This window comes from Dyadobacter jejuensis (genome assembly GCF_003149085.1).
In the GTDB taxonomy this organism is placed as follows: domain Bacteria; phylum Bacteroidota; class Bacteroidia; order Cytophagales; family Spirosomataceae; genus Dyadobacter; species Dyadobacter jejuensis.
Genome location: NZ_QGDT01000014.1, coordinates 22,378 through 44,439 on the forward strand (window position 1 = coordinate 22,378; position 22,062 = coordinate 44,439).

The following is a 22,062-nucleotide window of genomic DNA, read 5'->3' on the forward strand; positions in this document are numbered from 1 at the left end:
CTTTACTCTTATGAATAAACTACGCTTGATTGTCTCGGTACTGGCCTTAATCGGGTCCACCGTGTTCTTTAGCCAATGCGAAACTTCGACGGCCTCAGGGGATAGCTCTGCCTCGGACCCTCGCTACGCACATCCACTGGACCCTCTCGATTCCATTGAAATTAAAATGGTGAAAGAGATATTATTAGGTGAAAAACTTTTTGGCAAGGACCGGTATTTCTCATTTATCAGCCTAGCCGAGCCACCTAAGGCTGAGGTACTGGCGTATGAATCAGGAAAAGGGTTCCGTAGAGAGGCTTTGGCGAGCGTCTACGATTTTCCTAAAAACTTACTGCTAGAAATAAAAGTGGACTTGAATGGCAAACAGGTACTTAAAATAGACACCATGGTGGGGCAGCAGCCGGTAGGGTTGCTCGGTTTTAAGGCCGATTCCATTGTACTCAGTCAAATAATGCCCGCCAATAAAGAATGGGTAGCCGCCTTGGAAAAAAGAGGGATATCTCTGGATTCGATCAGCTATCGAACCAATACGGCTGGCGATATGGGGATAGGCCCCAAAGAACATCGGGAGGAAGTGGTATCGGCTACCTATAAGAATAAGTCTCTTAGGAATTTAGGAATAACCGGATTGGCCGCTTTTGTAGATCTTACCGACCGTAAAGTCCTTAAGGTCGTCGATGATGGGGTGGGTTTCGATACGCCTATGAATATCAATTATTTTAAAGAAGATTCGGCTATTTCTACCACTCCAGATACCAAGCCTATAGAAATACAGCAACCGGAAGGGGTAACTTATGAAATAAAGGGGCATGAGGTGATATGGAACAACTGGAAGTTCCGATATGGAATTAGTGCTCGGGAGGGACTCATTATTTATCAGGCTTCCTTCCTTGACAACGGAGAATGGCGCTCGGTGATGTACCGAGGTTCTATGCCCGAGATGGTCGTAAACTACGGCTCTCCCGATCTGAAAACGGCCTCAAATAACTTTTTTGATGTGGGTGTTTATCGGCTAGGCCAAAGCCGGGCTAGGCCCATGGTTCCGGGTTCGGATGTACCCGCCAATGCTACATTTTTGTCTACGGTGATACAAAACGATACGGGTAAAGTAGCTCCCTTTGAGCGGGCAGCGGCTATTTACGAAGAGCTGGATGGTCCCTTGTGGAGACATAATAAAGTGAGCGTTCCCGCCACGAATCTGGCTATTAAATATTTCACCACCATCGGAAACTATGATTATGGGTTCAAATGGGTCTTCAAACAGGATGGTAATATCGATATTGTAACCGAATTGAATGGTATCGTTCAAATTCGTGGGGTTCATCGGACTAACGACCTTCCTGGTTCGCAAGATGAGACTTATCAGGGAAGTTATTTTGGAACCCTAGTAAGCGAACACGTGGAAGCGGTCAATCATCAGCATTTCTTTGTATTCCGTTTGGATATGGATGTAGACGGGCCCATCAACACGGCCGGGGAAATGAATACTATAGCCGTTCCGTCTGGTCCATCCAATCCTTATAACAACTCGATGGTGACTCAAATGGTCGATTTTAAGACGGAGAAGGAGGCTCAGCGATCCATTAGTGCGGGTACCGCAAGGCATTGGAAGTTTATGAATCATGCCAAAACCGATATTTTTGGACACCATTCTTCGTATATGCTGATGCCAAGTGCGGGAGTGAAACCCTTGGTCAATGAAAAGGCCTCCTTATTACGACGTGCTGGTTTTCTCAAAAATCATATGTGGGTAACCCCCCTCAATGAAAATGAAATATACCCCGCCGGTAAATATCCTGCTAGTAATATGCAAGACGCTGGCCTTCCAACTTGGACGGCCCAGGATCGGGATATCGAAGACAAGGATATAGTGCTGTGGTATGTAGCCGGGATTACTCATATCGTACGGCCCGAAGAGTGGCCCATTATGGCTCCCCATTATATCAAGTTTACTTTGATGCCTTACGGTTTCTTCGACCAAAACCCGACCGTGAAGATGCCTGACTTAAAAGAAGATAAGTTGGCGGCTAAAAAGGACGCCTTATCTAGGGCCTTTGAGTTAGCTGCTATCAATAACTTGCCCGTATGCGTCACGCCGTTGCCCACCACGAAAACTAAAAATTAAAGATTTTCCGGATTATAGATCAAAAAGGAATGAGCGTTTCGCTTGTTCCTTTTTTGTGCGTATAGTATTATCGACCAGTTAAATTGTACATTGCTAACATTCTGGTTTACAGCCTAAAATTATATATTCGGATGTTTCTTATATGGGCTGTGATTGCTTAAATTTATATAAATAACCCCATCAGTTTTTTTATTGCTAGCGTAGAAAATATGAGGAAATCTATACTTCCAGACCGAGAATTATCATTGCTTCTATCGGAAGGTTGTGGAGAAGCATTCAAGATATTATTTGAAAGAAATTACACTACGCTGGTTCGGGTATTAGGGAGATACTCCCAGGACCCCAACCAAATTCAAGATTGGATTCAAGAAATTTTTGCTAAAATTTGGGAAAATAGGGACCGGTTAAAGGAGTATGAAGTAGAAAATTTTACAGGCTACTTGGTCGTATCGGCGCGGAATCAGGCTTTGCGATTCATCGAAAAGAGGAAGCAAATGGACCTCGTATTTCAAGAGCATTTGAGCCATATGGAGATCGCCGACAATAACTTGGCGGAATCCTTAGATCGTGACGACCTACATGATGCTTACCTAGTTGCCGTAACTAAAATGCCCAAAAGAGTCCAGGAAGCTTTCTTCCTCAATCGAGAAAAAGGGCTTACCTATGGAAAAGTGGCCGAGGAACTCGGCACTTCCGTTAAAACCGTAGAGGCTCAGATCTCCCAGGCCATGCGGATACTCCGTAAGGAATTGACCGTATTTTTGAAGTAGGCTGGGGAGGGGGGGCATGTTCCTACGTATTTCATAACCTAGTTCAGTTCATATTTCTCCCGGTATAGCGTTGGACTTATGCCTATTTTCTTTTTGAATAGCCTTGAAAAATAGGGCGGATATTCAAAACCCAGTTTGTAGGCTACCTCTGCGATGGTTAGGTGGGGGTTCAATAGAATATTTTTGGCTTCATCAATCAGATACCATTGCAAATGTTCTGTCGAAGTTTTTCCTGTTTCTTTTTTTAATGTATCGCTGAGGTAGCGCTGCGATACCGATAGTCGGTCGGCGATTTGCTCAATGCTAGGGATGCCTTTCTCTTCTAACTGTCCCGAGTCCAGATAGCTCTCTAATTGCTGATTAAAACGCTCCAATAGATTATTGGATAGCTCTTTTCGGTTGAGAAACTGCCTTTCGTAAAACCGATTGGCATATTTTAAGAGTGTAGTCAGTTGCGAAATAATAATGTCTTTGCTGAATTCATCTGGATTGTTCTGGTATTCCATATCTATACTTTCCACAATAGATTCTATCTGTTTTTCTTCTTTTGGAGAAAGGTGGAGGGCTTCGTTGACCGTATAGGAAAAATAACCGTATTTCTTAATCTGATGCGCCAATTCAGAACCTTTCAGAAAATCTTCATGAAAATTGATAGAAAAACCTTTTTGTTCAATCACTACGCTTTTATCCCATTGTATGACCTGCCTTGGAGCAATAAAGAACAAAACACCATTTGTAAAATCATATTTGCTGCGTCCATAAGTTAGGCTTCCTTTAACGAATTTCTTAAAACTTATGGAGTAGCATTCATTGGTAATTGGTGGTGAACTCTCCTTCGGGCATGGCAGAAAACCCTTATCAATGGCCTTAAAGACACTAAACATGGGGTGTTCTGGCCTTGGGAGCTCTAGGTATTCAAGGTAGGCGGATAATGTTTTAAAATGTTTCATCTTGCTTTTTTTAATTCCTGTTGAGCTTTCAATAGCTGCGTGTTGTAATTATCGATTCGGGCATGTGCGGTACCATCAATGAGCAAAATGACCACCAACATCGCCATAGTGGTAATCATACTGGCGCGCCAAACTGGTGAATGGACGAATAAAAGCACGAGGGAACAAGCCATCATAAACAGGGGAATGGCCGTAAATACTATGGTTTTGTATTCCTTTAAAGTTGAATCGGCCCGCTTGAGTTCAGCTGCTACAAAAGCCGGCGCATCTGATTTATAAGCCATTTCAAATTGTGTTAGTCTTGATTTATTGGTAAAAAATAATCCAAGCCCAATGATTGTTAACAATCCACCGGCTACCAAAGTGGGGAGAATGTAGGCTTTGGCCATATCGGTTTTTCCTAACTGCCAAAATCCCATACTAGCTGCCAAAAAGAGCCCTCCAAATACTATGAAAAATGGGGTCGAAAAAAGTTCGGCTTTTGCCCAATCTGTTGCTGTTTTTAAAATATCCATGACGGTGTTTTTATGATTTATATTGGTTAATATACGGCCTCTTGTTAATCTTTTTGTGATTTTTTAAAGCATCTTTTCGATCAAGGAAAAGGTCCGGAATGGCCCTGCATGTCTTTTAGGTTCTACTGTATGAAACATCATGGTGACTGCAATAGATGGTTTTTGAGGCCAGCTATAGGCCAAGTTTTTTAACACAACAGTCTGTCTCTAATGGTTGGTTCAGCTGCGATTGGAACCAATTTTTTTGGAACGCTTAACACCCTCCTTTTAGAAACGCCACTTGTAGCCTACTGCCTCTTCCGATACTTCCCACAACTTTTCTGCTACACTTTTATCCTTTGCATGAGGCTCTAACTTGCACGCTCCAACGGGTCCGGTCCAATAACTTCGTCCTGTAGGTCCATAAAATCCACTTTGGTCTAAGTCCGTTTCTGTGGCACACATCAATTCAGGATAGGCTCCTTTCTCTGCCGATTGTACCAAGGGAGTTAACTTCATGATCTGCCACACGAAGCGTGTCATTAAGCTTCCGCTAGTTTTAATGAGCGAAGTAGCCGAGGCCCCTGGGTGGCAGGCATATACTTTTACGGTATCCTTGTCCGCTTTTTTTAGTCGGTCCTGCAATTCGTATACACACATAATTTGAGCGAGCTTGCTTTGGCTATATACTTCATTGGGGCCATAATTATTATCCCAGTTCATGTCCTCAAATTGTATGGTTCTGATGCCCAAGTTATAACCCATACTGCCTACAACGACAATACGTCCTGCAGATTCTTCTATTCGAGGGTAAAGTAATGCTTGAAGTAAAAAATTACCATAGTGATTTACACCCAACTGACTTTCAAAACCATCCACCGTAAATGTCTGCTTGGGTACTTGTGCAATCGCCGCATTGCAGATGAATGCATCGATTCGGTTAACCTTTTCCAGTACTTCCGTGGCTGCTTTTTTCACTGAAGCCTGTTGTGCTAGGTCCATCTGGATATTCATTACGTCGATGGAGTTACCAAGATCATGTTTCAAGGTGGCTATGGTTTCCTTCGCCTTGCTAAGGTTGCGGTTGAGCATCACCACTCTTGCCCCCTTCGACAGCAGTATTTTCGAGGCTTCGAACCCAGTACCACTGGTGGTTCCTGTAATAACGAAGGTTTTACCGCTTAAATTTTTTATTCTATCGGGTGTCCAGCCCTGATTGCCAAATTGATTCGTACGCATCTTTTCTTTTTTTTGTTTAAACAAAGTACGATACATTTTCCAGGTGAGGGCTTATACACAATTCCGAAAACAGTATACTTTTTGGTTCAATGATCCGAATAGCTCGTTCATCCCCTAATTATGCAATCAACACCTGACTTAATCGTCCGAATCCATGGACCAGTTTGCAGCCTCCACGAGCACCAAATAAGGATAGGAACCTGACAGCTGTTTTATATTTCCATTCGTCCGGGGTCGCTCACGACTCGTAACTGAAGTTGCTTGTGCCGTTAGAAGTCTACCACATCTGGGTCTATAATACTTCTTGAACCCTGAAAGGGCCGATTTGGGCTGTCGGCATAGGTATTAGGTGTTAAAAGCGGTCCGCCGCGCGGTCAAAGGTATTTAGGAGCCAGGAGTTAGGTATTAGGAATGGGGTGAAAGGATGAAGGTGGTCCGCCGCACGGTTAAAGGTCTAAGGTTAAATGCGGCCGCCGCTCGGTTAAAAGGCTGCGTTTATAGCCTCCAGCGTAATAAGTTCATCAACGATTGCCTAAAGCCTAAGGCCTAAAGCCTAATATGGTTAAAATCGGTCCGCCGCGCGGTCAAAGGTATTTAGGAGCCAGGAGTTAGGTATTAGGACTGGGGTGAAAGGATGAAGGTGGTCCGCCGCAACTGTTAAGAGGCTGTGTTTATTGCGTACAGCCTATAGCTTTTCAAAGGAAATGAATCATAAAGCCCTATCCGCCGGATCTTGTCGAAGGCCTACAGATTAGGTTTTAGGGGTTAGGTATTACGTAAGGTGTTAAATGCGGTCCGCCGCTGCTGTTAAGGTGCTGTGTTTAATGCCTACAGCATATAGCCTACTGCTTACAGCTGAAAAAATTGCTTTCCACAAGTTTTTGCATTGCTACGCCTTTCGTTGAAATGTTGGCTCATCGTTAGCGCTCATCCACTGGCGGTCCTGTGTCTACCACTGCTTGTAAACCCCGGAGGGGTGTCCTATTAATAGCAAAACAGGATTCCTCAAGTTCACGTAGCCCCAGCGGGGCGACATGGTGGCCATTGCGGTTGTATGTTAGGTGTTAGGTAAGTCGTTAAAAGCGGTCCGCGGCGCGGTCAAAGGTATTTAGGAGCCAGGAGTTAGGTATTAGGACTGGGGTGAAAGGATGAAGGTGGTCCGCCGCAGCTGTTAAACCCCGGAGGGGTGTCCTATTAATAGCAAAACAGGATTCCTCAAGTTCACGAAGCCCCAGCGGGGCGACATGGTGGCCATTGCGGTTGTGTGTTAGGCGTTAAAAGTGGTCCGCGGCGCGGTCAAAAGTTAAAAGTTAAAGGTTAAAAGCGGTCCGCCGCTGCGGTTAAGGTGCTGATTTTAATGCATATAGCTTACTGCTTACAGCTGAAAAAATTGCTTTCCAGAAGTTTTTTGCGTTGCTACGCTTTTCGTTGAAATGTTGGCTCATCGTTAGCGCTCATCCACTGGCGGTCCTATCACTACCACAGTTGCTGAACCCCGGAGGGGTGTCATATTAATAGCAAAACAGGATTCCTCAAGCTCACGAAGCCCCAGCGGGGCGACATCGCGGTCATGACGGTTTTATGTTAGGTGTTAAAAGCGGTCCGCCGCGCGGTCAAAGGTATTTAGGAGCCAGGAGTTAGGTATTAGGAAAGGGGTGAAAGGATGAAGGTGGTCCGCCGCAACTGTTAAACCCCGGAGGGGTGTCCTATTAATAGCAAAACAGGATTCCTCAAGTTCACGAAGCCCCAGCGGGGCGACATCGCAGCCATTGCGGTTGTATGTTAGGCGTTAAAAGCGGTCCGCGGCGCGGTTAAAGGTATTTAGGAGCCAGGAGTTAGGTATTAGGAATGGGGTGAAAGGATGAAGGTGGTCCGCCGCAATTGGTAAACCCCGGAGGGGTGTCCTATTAATAGCAAAACAGGATTCCTCAAGCTCACGAAGCCCCAGCGGGGCGACATCGCGGTCATGACGGTTTTATGTTAGGTCTTAAAAGCGGTCCGCCGCGCGGTCAAAAGTTAAAAGCTAAAGGTTAAAAGTTAAAGGTTAAAGGCGGCCACCGCGCGGTTAAAAGCGGTCCGCCGCTGCTGTTAAGGTGCTGAGTTTAATGCATATAGCATATAGCATATAGCTTACTGCTTATAGCTTAAAAAAATTGCTTTCCAGAAGTTTTTGCCTTGCTACGCCTTTCGTTGAAATGTTGGCTCATCGTTAGGGCTCATCCACTGGCAGTCCTGTGTCTACCACAGCTGCTGAACCCCGGAGGGGTGTCCTATTAATAGCAAAACAGGATTCCTCAAGTTCACGAAGCCCCAGCGGGGCGACATCGCGGCCATTGCGGTTGTATGTTAGGTGTTAAAAGCGGTCCGCCGCTGCTGTTAAGGTGCTGAGTTTAATGCCTACAGCATATAGCTTACTGCTTACAGCTAAAAAAATTGCTTTCCACAAATTTTTGCATTGCTACACTAATTGCTTAGTGACCTTTTTCTATGTAGCGGGAGCTGGCCAGGATCGCCTGCCCGGTCGCCCCATCGATCTTTGTGTTATGAGCCGATCGAGCGGAGGGATTTTGTGTATTGTGATAAAAAACCAAAAGGTCACTAATTGCTTAGTGACCTTTTTCTATGTAGCGGGAGCTGGCCAGGATCGCCTGCCCGGTCGCCCCATCGATCTTTGTGTTATGAGCCGATCGAGCGGAGGGATTTTGTGTATTGTGATAAAAAACCAAAAGGTCACTAATTGCTTAGTGACCTTTTTCTATGTAGCGGGAGCTGGCCAGGATCGCCTGCCCGGTCGCCCCATCGATCTTTGTGTTATGAGCCGATCGAGCGGAGGGATTTTGTGTATTGTGATAAAAAACCAAAAGGTCACTAATTGCTTAGTGACCTTTTTCTATGTAGCGGGAGCTGGACTCGAACCAGCGACCTTTGGGTTATGAGCCCAACGAGCTACCAACTGCTCCATCCCGCGGTGTTGCTGAATTGGAGTGCAAATATACAACAATTTTTTGCTAGTAAACAATTGTTTGCGTAAATATTTAAGGATACTTTTTTGATGGATATAACCTTTAGGGATCTAACTGGTTCATTGATAGGTTGTAAGCCTGTCGGTGGTTTTCCTGATGTCTTATGCCTTTTCGGCTGGGTTTGCCTGTTCTATTGGGGCCTGCGCCGTCCTTGGGCCCATTTTCTTCGAATGGTTTTGATGGCCGTTATGGGCAATGTGCCAGGATACTGTTTTACGGCTTGAGATATATCAATGGTTTATTGGTAGTTAGGGATAGCAATAGGATGGATAGAAAACCGTAGTTTTGTGCAAATATTGGTAGAACACCCCACTTCAAGCCGAACTTGTTGGAGTCGATAAGAGCAATGTACCCACTATAGTGGCTCAGATCAAGGCTTTTATAGATCAACTTAAGTATAAGTCCCATGGGCAGTAGCTGGTATATGGAAGAAGAGACGGGGTTTTGCTGAAAAAAGTAAAAAGAAAAAGAATAATGGAAAATAAAGAAGAAAATGTCCTCCATTTAAGAGACTACCGCGCTGGCTTTGTGAGCATCATCGGCAAACCCAATGTAGGGAAGTCGACGCTGATGAACGTGCTGGTAGGCGAACGGATGTCGATTATCACCTCCAAGGCCCAAACCACCCGTCATCGGATTATGGGAATCCTCAATGGTCGCCATGAGGATATCCCTTTTCAGTTGGTGTATTCCGACACCCCTGGAGTGGTAAAGCCCGCTTATAAATTGCATGATTCTATGATGACCTTCGTAAAAGGGTCTCTAGAAGATGCTGATGTGGTGCTTTTTGTTGCCGAAATAGGAGAAAAAGCCGCGGACCATGAGGTAACACCCTTATTGATTCGTACCGATGCTCCGGTGGTCTTGGTACTGAATAAAATAGACCTATCCGACGAAGAGACCGTCAACAGGAAAATCGCCGAGTGGGAAGAGGCTATTCAGCCCGCGGCTATCATCCCGATTTCGGCCCTCTTGAATGCGAATATCCAAACGCTCTTCGACGCCGTAATTACCAGGTTGCCGTTTCATCCCCCCTATTTTGAAGAAGATGAACTAACCGACAAGCCTGAGCGTTTCTTTGCTTCGGAAATTATCCGTGAAAAGATCTTTTTAAACTACCGCCAGGAAATTCCATACAGCTCCGAAGTGGTGGTTACCGAGTTTAAAGAAAAAGAGGATATCATTGTGATCCGCGCTGAAATACTCGTCGAGCGTAAAAGTCAGAAGGGTATTATTATTGGGGAAAAAGGCGAGATGCTTAAAAAGGTGGGTACCCAGGCCCGCCAGGATCTCGAGGCTTTCTTTGGCAAAAAGGTGTTCCTGGAGTCACATGTTAAAGTAGAACCCGACTGGAGAAGTAAGGAAAATAAGCTTCGTCAGTTTGGATATGGTGAATAAAAATTAAACAAGGAACGGAGGGAAAAGTAGCAACTTTTTCCGGATCAATTAAAAATGCATTAGCGCAATTATGGCAAATATAATTTCAATCGTAGGTCGTCCGAACGTCGGAAAGTCGACCCTATTTAACCGGCTTATCGAAAGCCGTAAGGCCATTATGGACAACCAAAGTGGGGTGACCCGCGACCGCCATTATGGGTATGGGGAATGGACTGACCAATATTTTACCGTGATCGATACGGGAGGCTATGTGGTGGGGTCTGAAGATATTTTCGAAGGAGCCATACGCGACCAGGTAGAACTGGCCATCGAAGAGTCGACAGTCGTCCTTTTTATGGTCGATACCATGACGGGCCTCACCGACCTGGACAAAGACTTTGCCAATGTCCTCAGAAGGTACGACAAGCCGGTTTTTTTGGTAGCCAATAAGGCCGAAACCAACGAACGTTACCAGTCGGCGGTAGAGTTTTACGAAATGGGTTTGGGGGACGTCATCTATCCCATTTCTGCTCAAACGGGCTTTGGAACCGGTGAGCTTCTGGACGAAGTAGTGAAGCACTTCGAGACGGCCGGTATAGAGGACCCCGAAGCGGGACTACCCCGGATCGCCATTATGGGGCGCCCAAACGTGGGGAAGTCTTCCTTCCTTAACGTGCTTACCGGTACCGATCGCAGTATTGTTACAGACATAGCCGGCACCACCCGCGACGCCATCCATACGCATTATAATGCCTTTGGAATGGAGTTTATTTTGACCGATACAGCCGGGATTCGTCGTAAGTCGCGGGTTAACGAAGATATAGAGTATTATTCGACGCTTCGCTCCGTAAAAGCCATGGAGGAGTCGGATGTATGTGTGGTGCTTATCGACGCTACGCAAGGGCTCGAAGGCCAGGATATGAATATTATTGGCCAAGCCGATAAGGCCAAAAAAGGAATTGTGATCATGGTCAACAAATGGGATCTGATTGAAAAGGATTCCAAAACCGCCGATACCTATAAGAAACAACTCCTTGAAAGGTTGGCTCCTATGAACTATATGCCTATCATCTTCGCTTCGGTGGTCGATAAGCAGCGTATTCACCAGGTTATCGAAACCGCCATGGATGTGTATCATAACAAGACGAAGAAGATTTCAACTTCCAAGTTGAACGAGGTGATGCAGGCTGAGATAGCCAAATACCCCCCTCCGGCGCATCGAGGCAAGTATATCAATATCAAATATATGATTCAGCTGCCTACTCCTTCGCCCACTTTCGTGTTCTTTAGTAGCAATCCTAAGCATGTTAAAGATCCTTATCTGCGCTATTTGGAAAATCGCATGCGGGAAAACTTTGATTTCTCAGGTGTGCCTATCACGATTTTCTTTAGGGAAAAATAGCGTAACCACGCTGGCAACCAGCATTTTTCTGGGGTTAGCCATCCATATTTCGAAATGCCTGCACCTGTTGCGGGCATTTTTTTTAATTATTCTCTCTCCCTCTGCAACCTTCTTGCCGCGTTTTACATCTATTAGACTACATATTCTTGTTTAAAAAGTTAATTTTTCAAAAAAAATATTAAAAACAAGGTACTATGTATTGCAAGATACCAGATAAAACACATATATTTGTAAGGTCAATTAGTTAAGTCCAAATGCCTATCGTATTTCTAAACAATTGAAGATCCATAGCCATGAGAATTTTACTTTCATTTATACTGATACTATCCCTGTCCCTTCAGGCGCAAGCTACTGGGTATGCTCATAATATGTTTGTAGCTCATAAAAAGTTACAAACGGTGAAAGAGGCTCCGTCGGCCAGCAAAAAGGAGCCAAAGGCTACCTCGGTTGCCCGTGTTAAAAAGCCCGTAAAGCCTGCTCAGGCGAGTCTGGTCGGTTCCGACGAATGGAGCGACAAAATGCAGGGTTATAGGACACTGAACCAAAGAATACTACACGAAACACGTCTTTCTTTTTTCGAGTCGGAGGAAGAGGAGTCTAGTACGACAAAAACCATTATTTCGGCCTTGATAGATGGGGTTAAAAGAATGATATTATCCGTATTAGGAGTTCGAAGTTAAGGGATGCTTCGTGTTTTTAGGGCCTAGGGCCTCCTTAGAGGCGTCCACAAAACAAAGAATTTTATTTTTAAATATCTATTGGAATCGGAAAAGGTTACTTTTTCGATTTTTTTTGGTGCCTAGGGGTAACACTTTTCTAAAGTCCTCCCTGTTATGGGTACCTCTGCCAATTACGATCTAATTAAAAATAGAGTGTTCAGCAAGCGCCTTTAGAAAAGATTAATTTTACTACCTAAGAGTTTGATCTTCAGAAGGTACAGCAAGCCATGGGGCTTCCCCATGGCTTGCTGTACCGTTAAGCTACTACATTGGTGAGTGTACCAATAGGTTCAATCGTGATATGAACGATATCGCCACTTTGCAGTGTAAAGCTCGATGGGGGTACGATGCCCGTTCCCGTCATCAGATAGCACCCTGTAGGGAACGACAGTTCTTTAAAAAGATAGTGAAGCAGTTCCTCTGGGGTACGCTTCATTTGGGAGAGGGTTACCTCCTCGTTAAAGACCTCTTCTCCCCCCCTTATGATGGAAAGGTCCACGACGGTGTCGGGAGCTAGGGGACTAGGGGTTATGTATAGGCAAGGTCCTAGGGCTGCGCTGCCGGTATAGGATTTGGCCTGAGGTAAGTAAAGGGGATTTTCGCCCTCAATGCTCCTCGACGACATGTCGTTACCGATCGTGTATCCAACCAAGGTACCATCGGAAGTAGCAAAAAGGGTAAGCTCGGGCTCGGGAACATCCCAGCTCGAATCCTTGCGGATGCGCACCTGGCCATGGTTGCCTACCACCCGCCAGGCGGTCGATTTGAAAAATAATTCGGGCCTGTCGGCGTCGTAAACCCGGTCATAAAAGCTTCCTCCTCCGGCTTTTTCCGATTCTTCCATACGGGCTGTGCGGCTTTTGTAGTAGGTTACCCCCGAGGCCCATACTTCTTGGGTTCCTATCGGTGCCAAGATATCCGTAATCGGCTGTTCGTCGGATAGGGGAATGGCTATCAGGGTGGTAGTTTGCCCTTGTAGCCAGTCGTACAAGTCGTTACGATTGACTACCTGGTCCCAGTCTGTCTCGTGCAGTCGGTAATACTGATCCTCCTGCTCGAGCAAGATCCCATGTTCGGTTTTGTATAATTTCATCGGATTTGGCGTTTAATACATGCTATAAAAGTAGGTAGAACGTGTACTCTACCCTACCATCCAGTACGAATCCAACGGTTCTTTGGACTATTATAGCCGAACCTATTCCTCTGTAATTTCCAATATTCCTCTATGGCTTTTAAGGCAACTTATGTTTTAGGAAGTCGGCGGTATGGTTGCCTTCTAGCTGGACCATGGCTTCGGGAGTACCCTCAAAGCTGAGATATCCTCCGCCCTCACCTCCTTCGGGACCCAAGTCGATAACCCAGTCGGCACATTTAATAACCTCCATATTATGTTCGATAATAATCACCGAGTCGCCCTGTTCTACCAAGGCATTGATGGCCTTTAGCAGTTTTTTGATGTCATGAAAATGTAAACCAGTGGTCGGTTCATCGAAGATAAACAGGGTTTTGCCCTTGTGCCCCCCTCCTTTCCCCAGAAATGAGGCCAGTTTTACCCGCTGTGCCTCGCCCCCGGACAGGGTGTTCGACGATTGGCCAAGACCAATATACCCCAATCCCACCTCTTGCAAGGGCATGAGTTTTTCTACCAGCTTTGGCTCCGAATCCTTAAAAAAGGCGATGGCTTCGTCGACGGTCAGGTCCAGTATATCGGCAATGTCTTTGCCATCGTACTTTACTTCCTGCACCTCTTGCTTAAAACGCCGGCCGTTACACCCCTCACAGGTCAGGTAAATGTCGGCCATAAACTGCATTTCTATCTTCACCTGTCCTTCACCCTGGCATACCTCGCAACGGCCACCGTCCACATTAAATGAAAAATGAGATGGTTTGTAGCCTCTCGATTTGGAGAGCGGTCGCTCGGCCATCATCTGGCGGATGTAGTCATATGCTTTGATATAGGTAACCGGATTGGAGCGTGAAGACTTTCCTATCGGGTTTTGGTCGATCATCTCGATGGCCTCAATCCTGTCGAGGCTGCCCGTAAGCTCCGTAAAGCGGCCTACTTCTTCGCTGAACTCCCCCTTGGCACGCATCAGCGCAGGGAAGAGGATTTTTCGGATCAAAGTAGACTTTCCTGACCCACTCACGCCAGTCACCACCGTGAGGCTGTTAAGGGGTATCTTTACGTTGATATCCTTGAGGTTGTTCTCTCTGGCTCCCTTAATTTCAATAAAATGCAGGGCCTTACGCCTCGAATAGGGCAATTCGATACGGTCATGATGTAGCAGAAAATTGAGCGTATAGCTTGTCTGTCCGTTGGTAAGGGAAGGAAGGTCTTCTGCACCTTGAAGATCCTGCCACGACCCTTGAAAAATGAGCTCTCCCCCTCCTGTACCCGCTTCAGGGCCAATGTCGATGATCTGATCGGCGGCATGCATCACTTCTTCTTCGTGTTCCACCACAATCACCGTATTACCCAAGTCCCGTAGCGATTCTAATACCCCTACGAGGCGTTTCGTATCGCGGGGGTGGAGGCCTATACTGGGTTCGTCGAGGATATACATGGAGCCTACTAAGGCACTTCCTAGGGAAGTAGCGAGTTTGATGCGTTGGAATTCGCCTCCCGACAGGGTGTTGGTGAGTCGGTTGAGGGTAAGGTAGCCCAAGCCCACCCGACACATATATTCAAGGCGGGTTTCTATTTCTGTCAAGATCCTACGCGCAACTTGTCGGTCGTTTTCGGTTAGTTCGATATCCTGGAAGAAGCTGGCAACCTCATGAATAGGCTTTAATACCAGGTCGGTGATAGATTTACCTCCAATTTTGACATAGGAGGCATCTTGCCGTAGTCGGGAGCCCCGGCATTCGGGGCAGGTGGTACGTCCCCTATAGCGGGAGAGCATTACCCGGTATTGGATTTTATGGGTCTGGCGTTCTAGCTCGGCAATAAAGCCATGGATGCCGGTAAAGTATTCATTACCGTTCCAAAGAAGCTCCTGCTGCTGGGGCGATAGTTCCTTATAGGGTCGGTGTATTGGGAAATCAAATTTTCCTGCATGCCGTACCAAAGGGGTGAGCCACTCGCTCATTTTTTCGGTACGCCATGGGGCAATGGCTCCTTCGTATACCGATAGGTTTTTGTCGGGGATGATCAGGTCGGGATCTATTCCCAAAATTTTCCCAAAGCCTTCACATCTTTTACAGGCCCCGTAAGGGTTGTTAAAACTAAATAGATTGACAGACGGCTCTTCAAATACGATCCCGTCTAGTTCGAATTTATCGGAATAGGTACTGCTATTCCCTCCGTACACCTGAACGATACAGACCCCCTCACCCTCAAAAAAGGCTGTCTGTATGGAATCGGAAAGTCGGTATTGGGTATCCTCATCGTCGTGTCGAACGCTGGCACGGTCGATCAGGACGAAAAACTCTGCCGTTTCATCGGCCAATTGGTCGGAGTCCTCCAACAGGGTTTCTATTTGAGTTACTTCTCCGTTGCGAATGACCCGGTTATATCCTTTCGATAGGAGCAGTCCTAGCTCGACCTCCAAGGAACGCTCCTCACGGAGTATCAAGGGGGTTTGAATGAGTACACGGGTACCTTCTTCCAGCGACAAAATATCGTTGACTACGTCGGTTACCGTGTCTTTCTGTACTTGCTTGCCAGAAATAGGCGAAAAAGTATGGCCAATTCTGGCGAATAGGAGTTTGAGGTAGTCGTATATTTCGGTGGAGGTCCCTACTGTGGAGCGGGGGTTACGCGTGTTTACTTTCTGTTCTATAGCAATGGCCGGAGAGATTCCCTTAATATATTCTACTGCCGGCTTTTCCATACGTCCTAAAAACTGACGGGCATAGCTGCTCAAGCTCTCTACGTACATGCGTTGCCCCTCGGCAAAGAGGGTATCGAAGGCAAGAGAAGACTTGCCGGAGCCCGATAGACCCGTAATGACGACCAATTTGTTTCTGGGAATGGCTACATCCAGATTCTTAAGGTTATTGACATTGGCGCCTTTGATAAGAATAAAGGACCTAGGGTCCAGGGTGTCGAATTCATCGGCTTTTACGCGTGACAGGGTCAGTTCAGTCATAGGGTTATTCAAAATCAACGTTAGGGTCAAACCTCTATGACCCGATCTGTTACTAAACCCAAAAATCGTACCTTTAGTTTAGCTTTCCTAGTAAGGCCTTTGCCGAATAGCCAATTTAAGGGTTTAAGACTGCCATCAATGAGGCATAGAAGGCTAGTTTTCTGCTAATCGGACCAGTACGATCCCGTAATGTTCGTAGTAGGTATGCTCAATCTGGAATCCCTTTAGGCTCGCCTTCCGGCCAAAGACCAGGTCGCCAGGGAGTGGGGACCGCTCTTGAGCAAACTGTGTGGCATAGTAATAGAAGCTGGGGTTATAATGATTCATTACGACGATGTTCGTAAGTTCCTTTCTCTTGGCCAATAAGGCGGCTTCTTTTACGGGAGCTTGTAGTAAGGCGCCTAACCGGGGCATCCACAGTATATTGACAGTTACTAAGGTGACTGCTCCTATCATGATGGATCTGAGCTCGAGCGGAATCGATTTGAGCCATGCTGCCAGTAGGAGTATCCCTATCAAAGCTCCCATGCAAAGGGCGTAGGTGAATGAAAAGACATCGGGAACCCCGGCAATAATGTCGAGGGCGTAGGCGTCATGGATGGTGGGGGTGACTCGGTGTACGACGAAAGGTATCGTAGTGAGTAGAAACATGAAGAGGAGTGACGGCCATACCAAAGGCAGTGACTTGGCTTGGGTCATATACCAGCCCCCAATGGCGCACAGAGGGGTGTAGCCGTAGATGATATAATGATGAAGCTTGGTTCCCGACATAGAAAAGAGAACAAAAACGAATAAGAACCAGAGCAACAGAAAGGAAAACCAGGAGTCGTGCAACAGGAATCTTACCCGCCCCAGTGCCCTTAGCACGACGGCCGTGAATGGTAACAGTCCCAAAATTAGGACCGGTACGAAGTATAATATTCCTCCATAATGCCCCTCAAAGGCGGTTTGGAAGCGGTTTACGTTATGGGAGAGAAAGAACCCGTTTATAAAATCAATCCCTGATGCCTGATAGGCCAGGTAGTACCATGGGCCTGCAATAGCCACAAACAGCAGCAGGCCTATAGGATCCCAGATTTTCAGAAGGAGGTTCCAGCGATTCCAGCGAAGCAAGAAGAGAAGAAAGGTAGCCCCAGGAACGAGCACGGCTATGGGCCCTTTGGCCAGGAAGCCAATGCCCGTAAGTACAAAGAACATTCGCAAAAACTTCTTGTTTATCCCCTTGTCTATTGCTTCATAGAGGCAGAATATGGCTCCGGCTAGCGTGGCGTTGAGCAGAGAGTCGGCCAAAGCGGCCTTCCCAATGATGGTGATTTGCAGGGAGGAGGCGGCGACGAGGGTGGCAAAAAAGGCCGCACTTTCACCAAGCCTTCTTTTACAGAAGAGATAAATGAACGTCATCCACATTAGCGCAGCCAGGGCCGAAGGGAGGCGCATGGCCCATTCGCTCCAACCGAACACTTCCGCGCTGGCATACTGTAACCAATTGGTAAGAGGGGGTTTGTCGAAGCGCTGTTCTTGGTTGACGAACGTGGAAACGAAGTCGTTGCGAAGGACCATTTCCCTCGTTCCTTCGGCAAAGAAGGCCTCATCTTCATCGAAAAGTGGGGCTTGGCCTAGGCCCCAAAGAAAGCCAAATGAAACATATAGTATTAAAATTATTTTTCTGCTGGTGGGGGTGAGCTTCATAGGGGCCAATTGAAGATATCAGGATTAGACGTTCCAGGCACCACTGTCCAATGCTCGGGCAGGTAGGCGCTGAAACCAATATTTACAGGCGAAAGTTGAACCCAATGCGAACCCCAAGCCAATCATAGCGCCTATCCATACATCGGCCGGAAAATGCGCCAGGAGGTACATGCGGGAGAAAGCAACGATGATGGCTAGCAGTAGGCAGATGAACTGAATGGTTTTGTACTTGCTAAATAACGCTAGGCACATAAAAACGGCAAAGGCGGAGGTGGTATGTCCTGAGGGGAAGCTTCCGTGGTGTAGCCATTCGATACCGGGGGTATGGTGTAGGTAGGGTAGTTTTTGGGCCAAAACTACTGGCGGTCGATAGGCGTCGGCATAGACCACCCGCTTAAGAAACTGAACCAAGAGTCCCGAGACGATGTAGCTGATCAGAATTGAGATTCCGAGCCTATAGGACCCTATAAGGGCTAGCAGCCCCAGCACTACGCAGAAAACACCATCACCCAGAAACGTTAAGGGGGGGATGGTATGGTCTAGAAACGGGCTCCAATGTGCGTTGATCGCCAACACCATGTTATTTTGACCTAAAACGGCCTGTAATAAACCAAAAGCTACCCAGACCAGGCAAAAGCAGGTGAGGAGTAGGCGACGGGAAAGTACAATGCTTTTCATAGCCTGATGGTGTAATTAACGTATCGATTTGGTGGTAGTCTGCAGGGCTCCAACGGCTCGGTCGAAAATAGGCTGAGCCAAATGTTCGAAATGGGTAACATCCGACATGCAATCGGTAAGGATGACCAGCTTTTTTACGAGTTCGGGGGCATAATCGATAATTTGCTGTATGCTGGTAGCCACACAGTGCGACCGAGCCTCACCACATACCAGTAGGCGATCGAAGGAGGAGAGCCGGTCTAGCAAAGGTTGGTTGAGAGAGGTGCCCTCGTCGCCGGCAACGGGTACCTGAGCGCGGAAAATACCGAAGTGTTCGCTCAAAGGGTTGAGTCCTTTTACCACGGCCGTATAGTCCCGGCCTGTCCTGTGCGACCAGCTCACGATGGCCTCTGCAATAGTAGCGTCCAGGGCGGCACCTGGAGTACCGATGAGGCAATGTTCGGGCCATATAAAGTGCTGGAAACTACCTTGTTGCTCCAGAGTGTCCAGATACTGAAGTACGGCTTCGGGCTGTCGGCGGGGGATCCACCGGCCTTCTCTCACCGCCTGTGCCGTTATACGGGTAAAGGGCGCTACGGTGGTGCCATTGGGGTCCTCCCAAAACAACGGATGCGCTATGTCCATAACCCGATGCTGGTCAAGGCTCACGAAGATTTCGGTGATCTGCTCCCCCTGTTCACCAATGAGGGCGGCAATACGCTGCACGTCCTGCTCGGCGCCAGGCACATATAATGCACCATTTGGATGGCAGAAATCGTATTGCGCATCGATGATCAGTAAGGCCGTTGTTTCGCTCATATAGGACGGTATTTTTAGTAGTATTTCCCTAAAGTTCCAAAATTCCTAAAAAGAAACCTGAACCGACCCTATCGAAAGGTTAAAAGATCGTTAATTTTCGATATTTTGTGGTAGGCCGATTTGCCGGGCGTACATTTTGGAGCAAAGGGCATAGATCCATTCTAGCATCCGGTTTATATCGCTTAGGTAGTCGAAACGGTAATCATCTTGCAGGCGGTTAAAGGCCGTCAATACGGTGTTGGCCTTTTTGGCTAGGTATAGGGCACAGGTGTCGGCGCGAGAGGAATAAGTCTTTAGTAGGTCCTGCTGGGCCTCCATGATGGTAAGCAACAAATACAGGTTCAGATCAAGTGCTGCCGATTTATCCTTGGTGATTTTGACGTGATAACTAATAGCCCCACTCAGGTCGCGCATGTCCATCATGAGCCAGCCAGGGGTGTCATGACGCCTAGCCGCTGTGCGGTCTATTCTCGAACGTATTTCGTCCCGGCGCTCCTCCAAGGTAGTCCCCTCTTCAATGAGTTCGAAATGCAAGCGGTCCACAAGCGTACTATCTTTAGCCACTAATCGTAGGAGGAGTTTGTCCTTTTCTTTTGTGGGCATTTGTAGGATCGCCGTTTTTAGTGCGTTGGGTAAGGCCATTAATAAGGTGTAATTGATGTATGATTTGTCCTGTAAGTATAAGGCCATCTCAGCAAAATGTCAATAAATAATAGGGGTAAGCGCCTTAAGTCGTAGTCAGTTAAATAGTTATACAGGGAAAATCTGTCGTTTTGTTTCTATATTTTTTAGATTCTACGTTAGAATAAACTTGGTGGTAGCGCCCCTTTAATCATTCGTTTACAAATAGAAAAGGCGGAAATTTCATAAACTTAATAATTGCGTCTAAATTGCAGCCTTTTCACTTCAATGACATTGAAAGTAGTTTATGATTTCAGTAGCCATGTGTACTTATGGAGGGGAAAAATACTTGCCCCAACAGCTTGAAAGCATTGCTAATCAGACGATTCGAGTAGATGAGCTGGTGGTTTGCGACGATCGTTCTAAGGATAGCACGATAGCGGTTTTAAAGTCGTATGCCGAAAAATTACCCTTTCCGGTACGAATCATTCAGAATGAAGAGAATTTGGGGTCTACCAAGAATTTTGAAAAGTGTATCTCACTTTGTGAGGGAGATATTGTGTTTTTAACAGACCAGGATGATATTTGGCGGAGTGATCGAGTAGAAAAGCAGCTCAATTTTTTAGAAAAGCATCCCGAACAAGATGCCGTTTTTTCGAATGCTATGATGATCGACGACGACTCCCTGCCCACCGGAAAGACGATCTGGGAAGAGATTGAGTTTGATGCACGAAAGCAAGAAAAATGGAGACAAGGAAAGGCGCATGAAATTCTTTTTAACGGATTTGTCGTTACTGGTGCCACCCTCACCCTACGCAAAAGCTGCTTGGAGCGTTTACTCCCTTTTCCAACCCATGTACCCGACCTCATTCATGATGCTTGGATCGCCATGGTATTGGGCTTAGAGAATAAAATTTCCTTTATCCCCGAAAACCTGATAGACTATCGCATACATGCCAGCCAACAAGTAGGGTTCGGAAGCAAGACCGATTATGTGAGCCTGAAGGAACGCATGTCGAGAGGGAGGGATGAAAAACTGGTTCCACTTAAGGAAAAGGCAGAAAAGCTTAACGACCTATATGTACTATTACGGTCCATTCCTTTCGTGCCCCGGGAGAAATTGATAAAACTATACCTAGCCAAAAGGCATTTTGAGAGTCGCTCCAGTTTACCTCATAACCGATTTTTGCGCCTCACCCCTATTATGAACCAAGTGGTAAGGGGTCAATATATTTTTAGTAGCAAGGATTGGTGGATACCCGCCATCGGCGATCTTTTGGAATAACCACCCCTATGATGTCCCAAACCGAGTCTGAAACCAAGCCTTCCGTTGTAGTCGTTATTCCGATCTATAAGGTGAGTTTGACAGAAACCGAGAAAAGGTCTCTTCGGCAATGTATGCGCGTATTATCGGCTTATCCTATCCGGCTGCTAACGCCCGAAGGGTTGCCGGTCGGCACTATTCTGGCGGAATACCCCCATCTAGAATGTATTACTTTCGAAAAAACGTACTTTGAAAGTATTGCAGGATATAATTCACTATTGACTTCTGCCGATTTTTATCGTGCCTTTTCGGCTTACGACTTTATGCTCATCTATCAGCTCGATGCCTTTGTTTTCGAAGATCGATTGGCCGAATGGTGTGCTGCAGGTTTCGATTATATAGGCGCGCCCTCCTTGCACCATCCCACCTACGACGCCCTGGAAGAGACGCAGGCGCAAGATTTTGCTCAGGCTTTAAACAGCCATAGAGTGGTACTTAACGGTGGACTTTCATTGCGGCGTATCAGCGCGATGATCCGCTATCTAAAAATTTATGCGTTGTTTTATCCCGTTTGGAGGGGCAATGAGGACATGCTTTTTTCACAGGAAGCTACTCGCTTATTACCCATGAAAGTTTTTCTGAAAACTCCCAAATGGAAGCAGGCCCTAAGTTTCGCCTTTGAGAAGAGCCCTGCAGCCTCCTATAGCCTTACCCAGCGGCGCTTGCCCTTTGGATGTCATGCCTGGGAGCGATACGACTATGCGTTTTGGAAACCTTTAATGGCCGCATCGGAGGCTGGGCTTTAACAATTTTTAACAAACT

General features: G+C 46.6%; 16 protein-coding genes and 1 tRNA gene. 7 read left to right on the forward strand and 10 right to left on the reverse strand.

Going from position 1 to position 22,062, the window contains the following annotated elements:
- Positions 1-10: 10 nt before the first annotated feature.
- Complete coding sequence (locus CLV98_RS19595; protein ID WP_158281299.1) at positions 11-2,125, forward strand: copper amine oxidase; 2,115 nt, start codon at positions 11-13, stop codon at positions 2,123-2,125.
- Between the two features lie 209 nt (positions 2,126-2,334).
- Positions 2,335-2,895: a sigma-70 family RNA polymerase sigma factor gene (locus CLV98_RS19600; protein ID WP_109677167.1), complete on the forward strand. Its 561-nt coding sequence runs from the start codon at positions 2,335-2,337 to the stop codon at positions 2,893-2,895.
- Between the two features lie 38 nt (positions 2,896-2,933).
- On the opposite strand, the gene CLV98_RS19605 is transcribed toward CLV98_RS19600, so the two are convergent.
- The 4 genes from CLV98_RS19605 to CLV98_RS19620 form a co-directional block, all read right to left on the reverse strand.
- Positions 2,934-3,845, reverse strand: a complete 912-nt coding sequence (locus CLV98_RS19605) for a helix-turn-helix domain-containing protein (RefSeq protein ID WP_109677169.1) — start codon at positions 3,843-3,845, stop codon at positions 2,934-2,936.
- Positions 3,842-4,360, reverse strand: coding sequence for a hypothetical protein (locus CLV98_RS19610; protein WP_109677172.1), 519 nt, complete (start codon positions 4,358-4,360; stop codon positions 3,842-3,844). Before CLV98_RS19610 ends, CLV98_RS19605 begins: the two co-directional genes overlap by 4 nt.
- A gap of 267 nt (positions 4,361-4,627) precedes the next feature.
- Positions 4,628-5,578 carry an SDR family oxidoreductase gene (locus CLV98_RS19615; protein ID WP_109677320.1) on the reverse strand — a complete coding sequence of 317 codons (951 nt, stop codon included), beginning with the start codon at positions 5,576-5,578 and terminating at the stop codon, positions 4,628-4,630.
- Between the two features lie 2,895 nt (positions 5,579-8,473).
- Positions 8,474-8,546: transfer RNA gene (locus tag CLV98_RS19620), tRNA-Met, on the reverse strand.
- A gap of 529 nt (positions 8,547-9,075) precedes the next feature.
- On the opposite strand from CLV98_RS19620, the gene era reads away from it, so the two are divergent.
- From era to CLV98_RS19640, 3 genes are all read left to right on the forward strand, one after another.
- Positions 9,076-9,999 (forward strand): GTPase Era, encoded by a 924-nt coding sequence (era, locus tag CLV98_RS19630; RefSeq protein WP_109677176.1) that lies wholly within the window; start codon positions 9,076-9,078, stop codon positions 9,997-9,999.
- Between the two features lie 70 nt (positions 10,000-10,069).
- Positions 10,070-11,380 (forward strand): ribosome biogenesis GTPase Der, encoded by a 1,311-nt coding sequence (der, locus tag CLV98_RS19635; protein ID WP_109677178.1) that lies wholly within the window; start codon positions 10,070-10,072, stop codon positions 11,378-11,380.
- Between the two features lie 293 nt (positions 11,381-11,673).
- A complete protein-coding gene (locus CLV98_RS19640; protein ID WP_109677180.1) occupies positions 11,674-12,060 on the forward strand; it encodes a hypothetical protein in 387 nt (128 codons plus the stop codon).
- A 295-nt stretch (positions 12,061-12,355) separates the two neighbouring features.
- Here the strand turns inward: CLV98_RS19640 and CLV98_RS19645 are convergent, their stop codons facing one another.
- The 6 genes from CLV98_RS19645 to CLV98_RS19670 all read right to left on the reverse strand — a co-directional run bounded on the left by CLV98_RS19645 (position 12,356) and on the right by CLV98_RS19670 (position 20,045).
- Positions 12,356-13,192 (reverse strand): fumarylacetoacetate hydrolase family protein, encoded by an 837-nt coding sequence (locus CLV98_RS19645; RefSeq protein ID WP_109677182.1) that lies wholly within the window; start codon positions 13,190-13,192, stop codon positions 12,356-12,358.
- Positions 13,193-13,331: 139 nt separating this feature from the next.
- Entirely contained in the window at positions 13,332-16,190 is a 2,859-nt protein-coding gene (gene uvrA, locus CLV98_RS19650; RefSeq protein ID WP_109677184.1) for an excinuclease ABC subunit UvrA, read from the reverse strand.
- A gap of 153 nt (positions 16,191-16,343) precedes the next feature.
- The gene (locus CLV98_RS19655; protein ID WP_109677186.1) at positions 16,344-17,879 is read right to left on the reverse strand and encodes an ArnT family glycosyltransferase; all 1,536 of its coding nucleotides are present in this window, start codon (positions 17,877-17,879) and stop codon (positions 16,344-16,346) included.
- 24 nt (positions 17,880-17,903) lie between these two features.
- Positions 17,904-18,557: a phosphatase PAP2 family protein gene (locus CLV98_RS19660; RefSeq protein ID WP_109677188.1), complete on the reverse strand. Its 654-nt coding sequence runs from the start codon at positions 18,555-18,557 to the stop codon at positions 17,904-17,906.
- Positions 18,558-18,572: 15 nt separating this feature from the next.
- Complete coding sequence (locus CLV98_RS19665) at positions 18,573-19,355, reverse strand: cysteine hydrolase family protein (protein WP_109677190.1); 783 nt, start codon at positions 19,353-19,355, stop codon at positions 18,573-18,575.
- A 90-nt stretch (positions 19,356-19,445) separates the two neighbouring features.
- A complete protein-coding gene (locus tag CLV98_RS19670) occupies positions 19,446-20,045 on the reverse strand; it encodes a hypothetical protein (protein ID WP_229203473.1) in 600 nt (199 codons plus the stop codon).
- A 238-nt stretch (positions 20,046-20,283) separates the two neighbouring features.
- Here CLV98_RS19670 and CLV98_RS19675 point away from each other — a divergent pair, with 238 nt between their 5' ends.
- Positions 20,284-21,261 (forward strand): glycosyltransferase family 2 protein, encoded by a 978-nt coding sequence (locus tag CLV98_RS19675; RefSeq protein ID WP_109677192.1) that lies wholly within the window; start codon positions 20,284-20,286, stop codon positions 21,259-21,261.
- Between the two features lie 8 nt (positions 21,262-21,269).
- Positions 21,270-22,046: a DUF5672 family protein gene (locus CLV98_RS19680; RefSeq protein ID WP_229203474.1), complete on the forward strand. Its 777-nt coding sequence runs from the start codon at positions 21,270-21,272 to the stop codon at positions 22,044-22,046.
- The last annotated feature ends 16 nt before the right edge of the window (positions 22,047-22,062 follow it).

What these genes read in the sequence shown, in the direction of transcription:
- CLV98_RS19615 (WP_109677320.1), bottom strand. Translation starts at nt 5,578, where the DNA reads ATGCGTACGAATCAATTTGGCAATCAGGGCTGGACACCCGATAGAATA.
- CLV98_RS19610 (WP_109677172.1), bottom strand. Translation starts at nt 4,360, where the DNA reads ATGGATATTTTAAAAACAGCAACAGATTGGGCAAAAGCCGAACTTTTT.
- der (WP_109677178.1), top strand. Translation starts at nt 10,070, where the DNA reads ATGGCAAATATAATTTCAATCGTAGGTCGTCCGAACGTCGGAAAGTCG.
- CLV98_RS19660 (WP_109677188.1), bottom strand. Translation starts at nt 18,557, where the DNA reads ATGAAAAGCATTGTACTTTCCCGTCGCCTACTCCTCACCTGCTTTTGC.
- CLV98_RS19670 (WP_229203473.1), bottom strand. Translation starts at nt 20,045, where the DNA reads ATGGCCTTATACTTACAGGACAAATCATACATCAATTACACCTTATTA.
- CLV98_RS19680 (WP_229203474.1), top strand. Translation starts at nt 21,270, where the DNA reads ATGATGTCCCAAACCGAGTCTGAAACCAAGCCTTCCGTTGTAGTCGTT.
- uvrA (WP_109677184.1), bottom strand. Translation starts at nt 16,190, where the DNA reads ATGACTGAACTGACCCTGTCACGCGTAAAAGCCGATGAATTCGACACC.
- era (WP_109677176.1), top strand. Translation starts at nt 9,076, where the DNA reads ATGGAAAATAAAGAAGAAAATGTCCTCCATTTAAGAGACTACCGCGCT.
- CLV98_RS19665 (WP_109677190.1), bottom strand. Translation starts at nt 19,355, where the DNA reads ATGAGCGAAACAACGGCCTTACTGATCATCGATGCGCAATACGATTTC.
- CLV98_RS19640 (WP_109677180.1), top strand. Translation starts at nt 11,674, where the DNA reads ATGAGAATTTTACTTTCATTTATACTGATACTATCCCTGTCCCTTCAG.
- CLV98_RS19655 (WP_109677186.1), bottom strand. Translation starts at nt 17,879, where the DNA reads ATGAAGCTCACCCCCACCAGCAGAAAAATAATTTTAATACTATATGTT.
- CLV98_RS19595 (WP_158281299.1), top strand. Translation starts at nt 11, where the DNA reads ATGAATAAACTACGCTTGATTGTCTCGGTACTGGCCTTAATCGGGTCC.
- CLV98_RS19600 (WP_109677167.1), top strand. Translation starts at nt 2,335, where the DNA reads ATGAGGAAATCTATACTTCCAGACCGAGAATTATCATTGCTTCTATCG.
- CLV98_RS19675 (WP_109677192.1), top strand. Translation starts at nt 20,284, where the DNA reads ATGATTTCAGTAGCCATGTGTACTTATGGAGGGGAAAAATACTTGCCC.
- CLV98_RS19605 (WP_109677169.1), bottom strand. Translation starts at nt 3,845, where the DNA reads ATGAAACATTTTAAAACATTATCCGCCTACCTTGAATACCTAGAGCTC.
- CLV98_RS19645 (WP_109677182.1), bottom strand. Translation starts at nt 13,192, where the DNA reads ATGAAATTATACAAAACCGAACATGGGATCTTGCTCGAGCAGGAGGAT.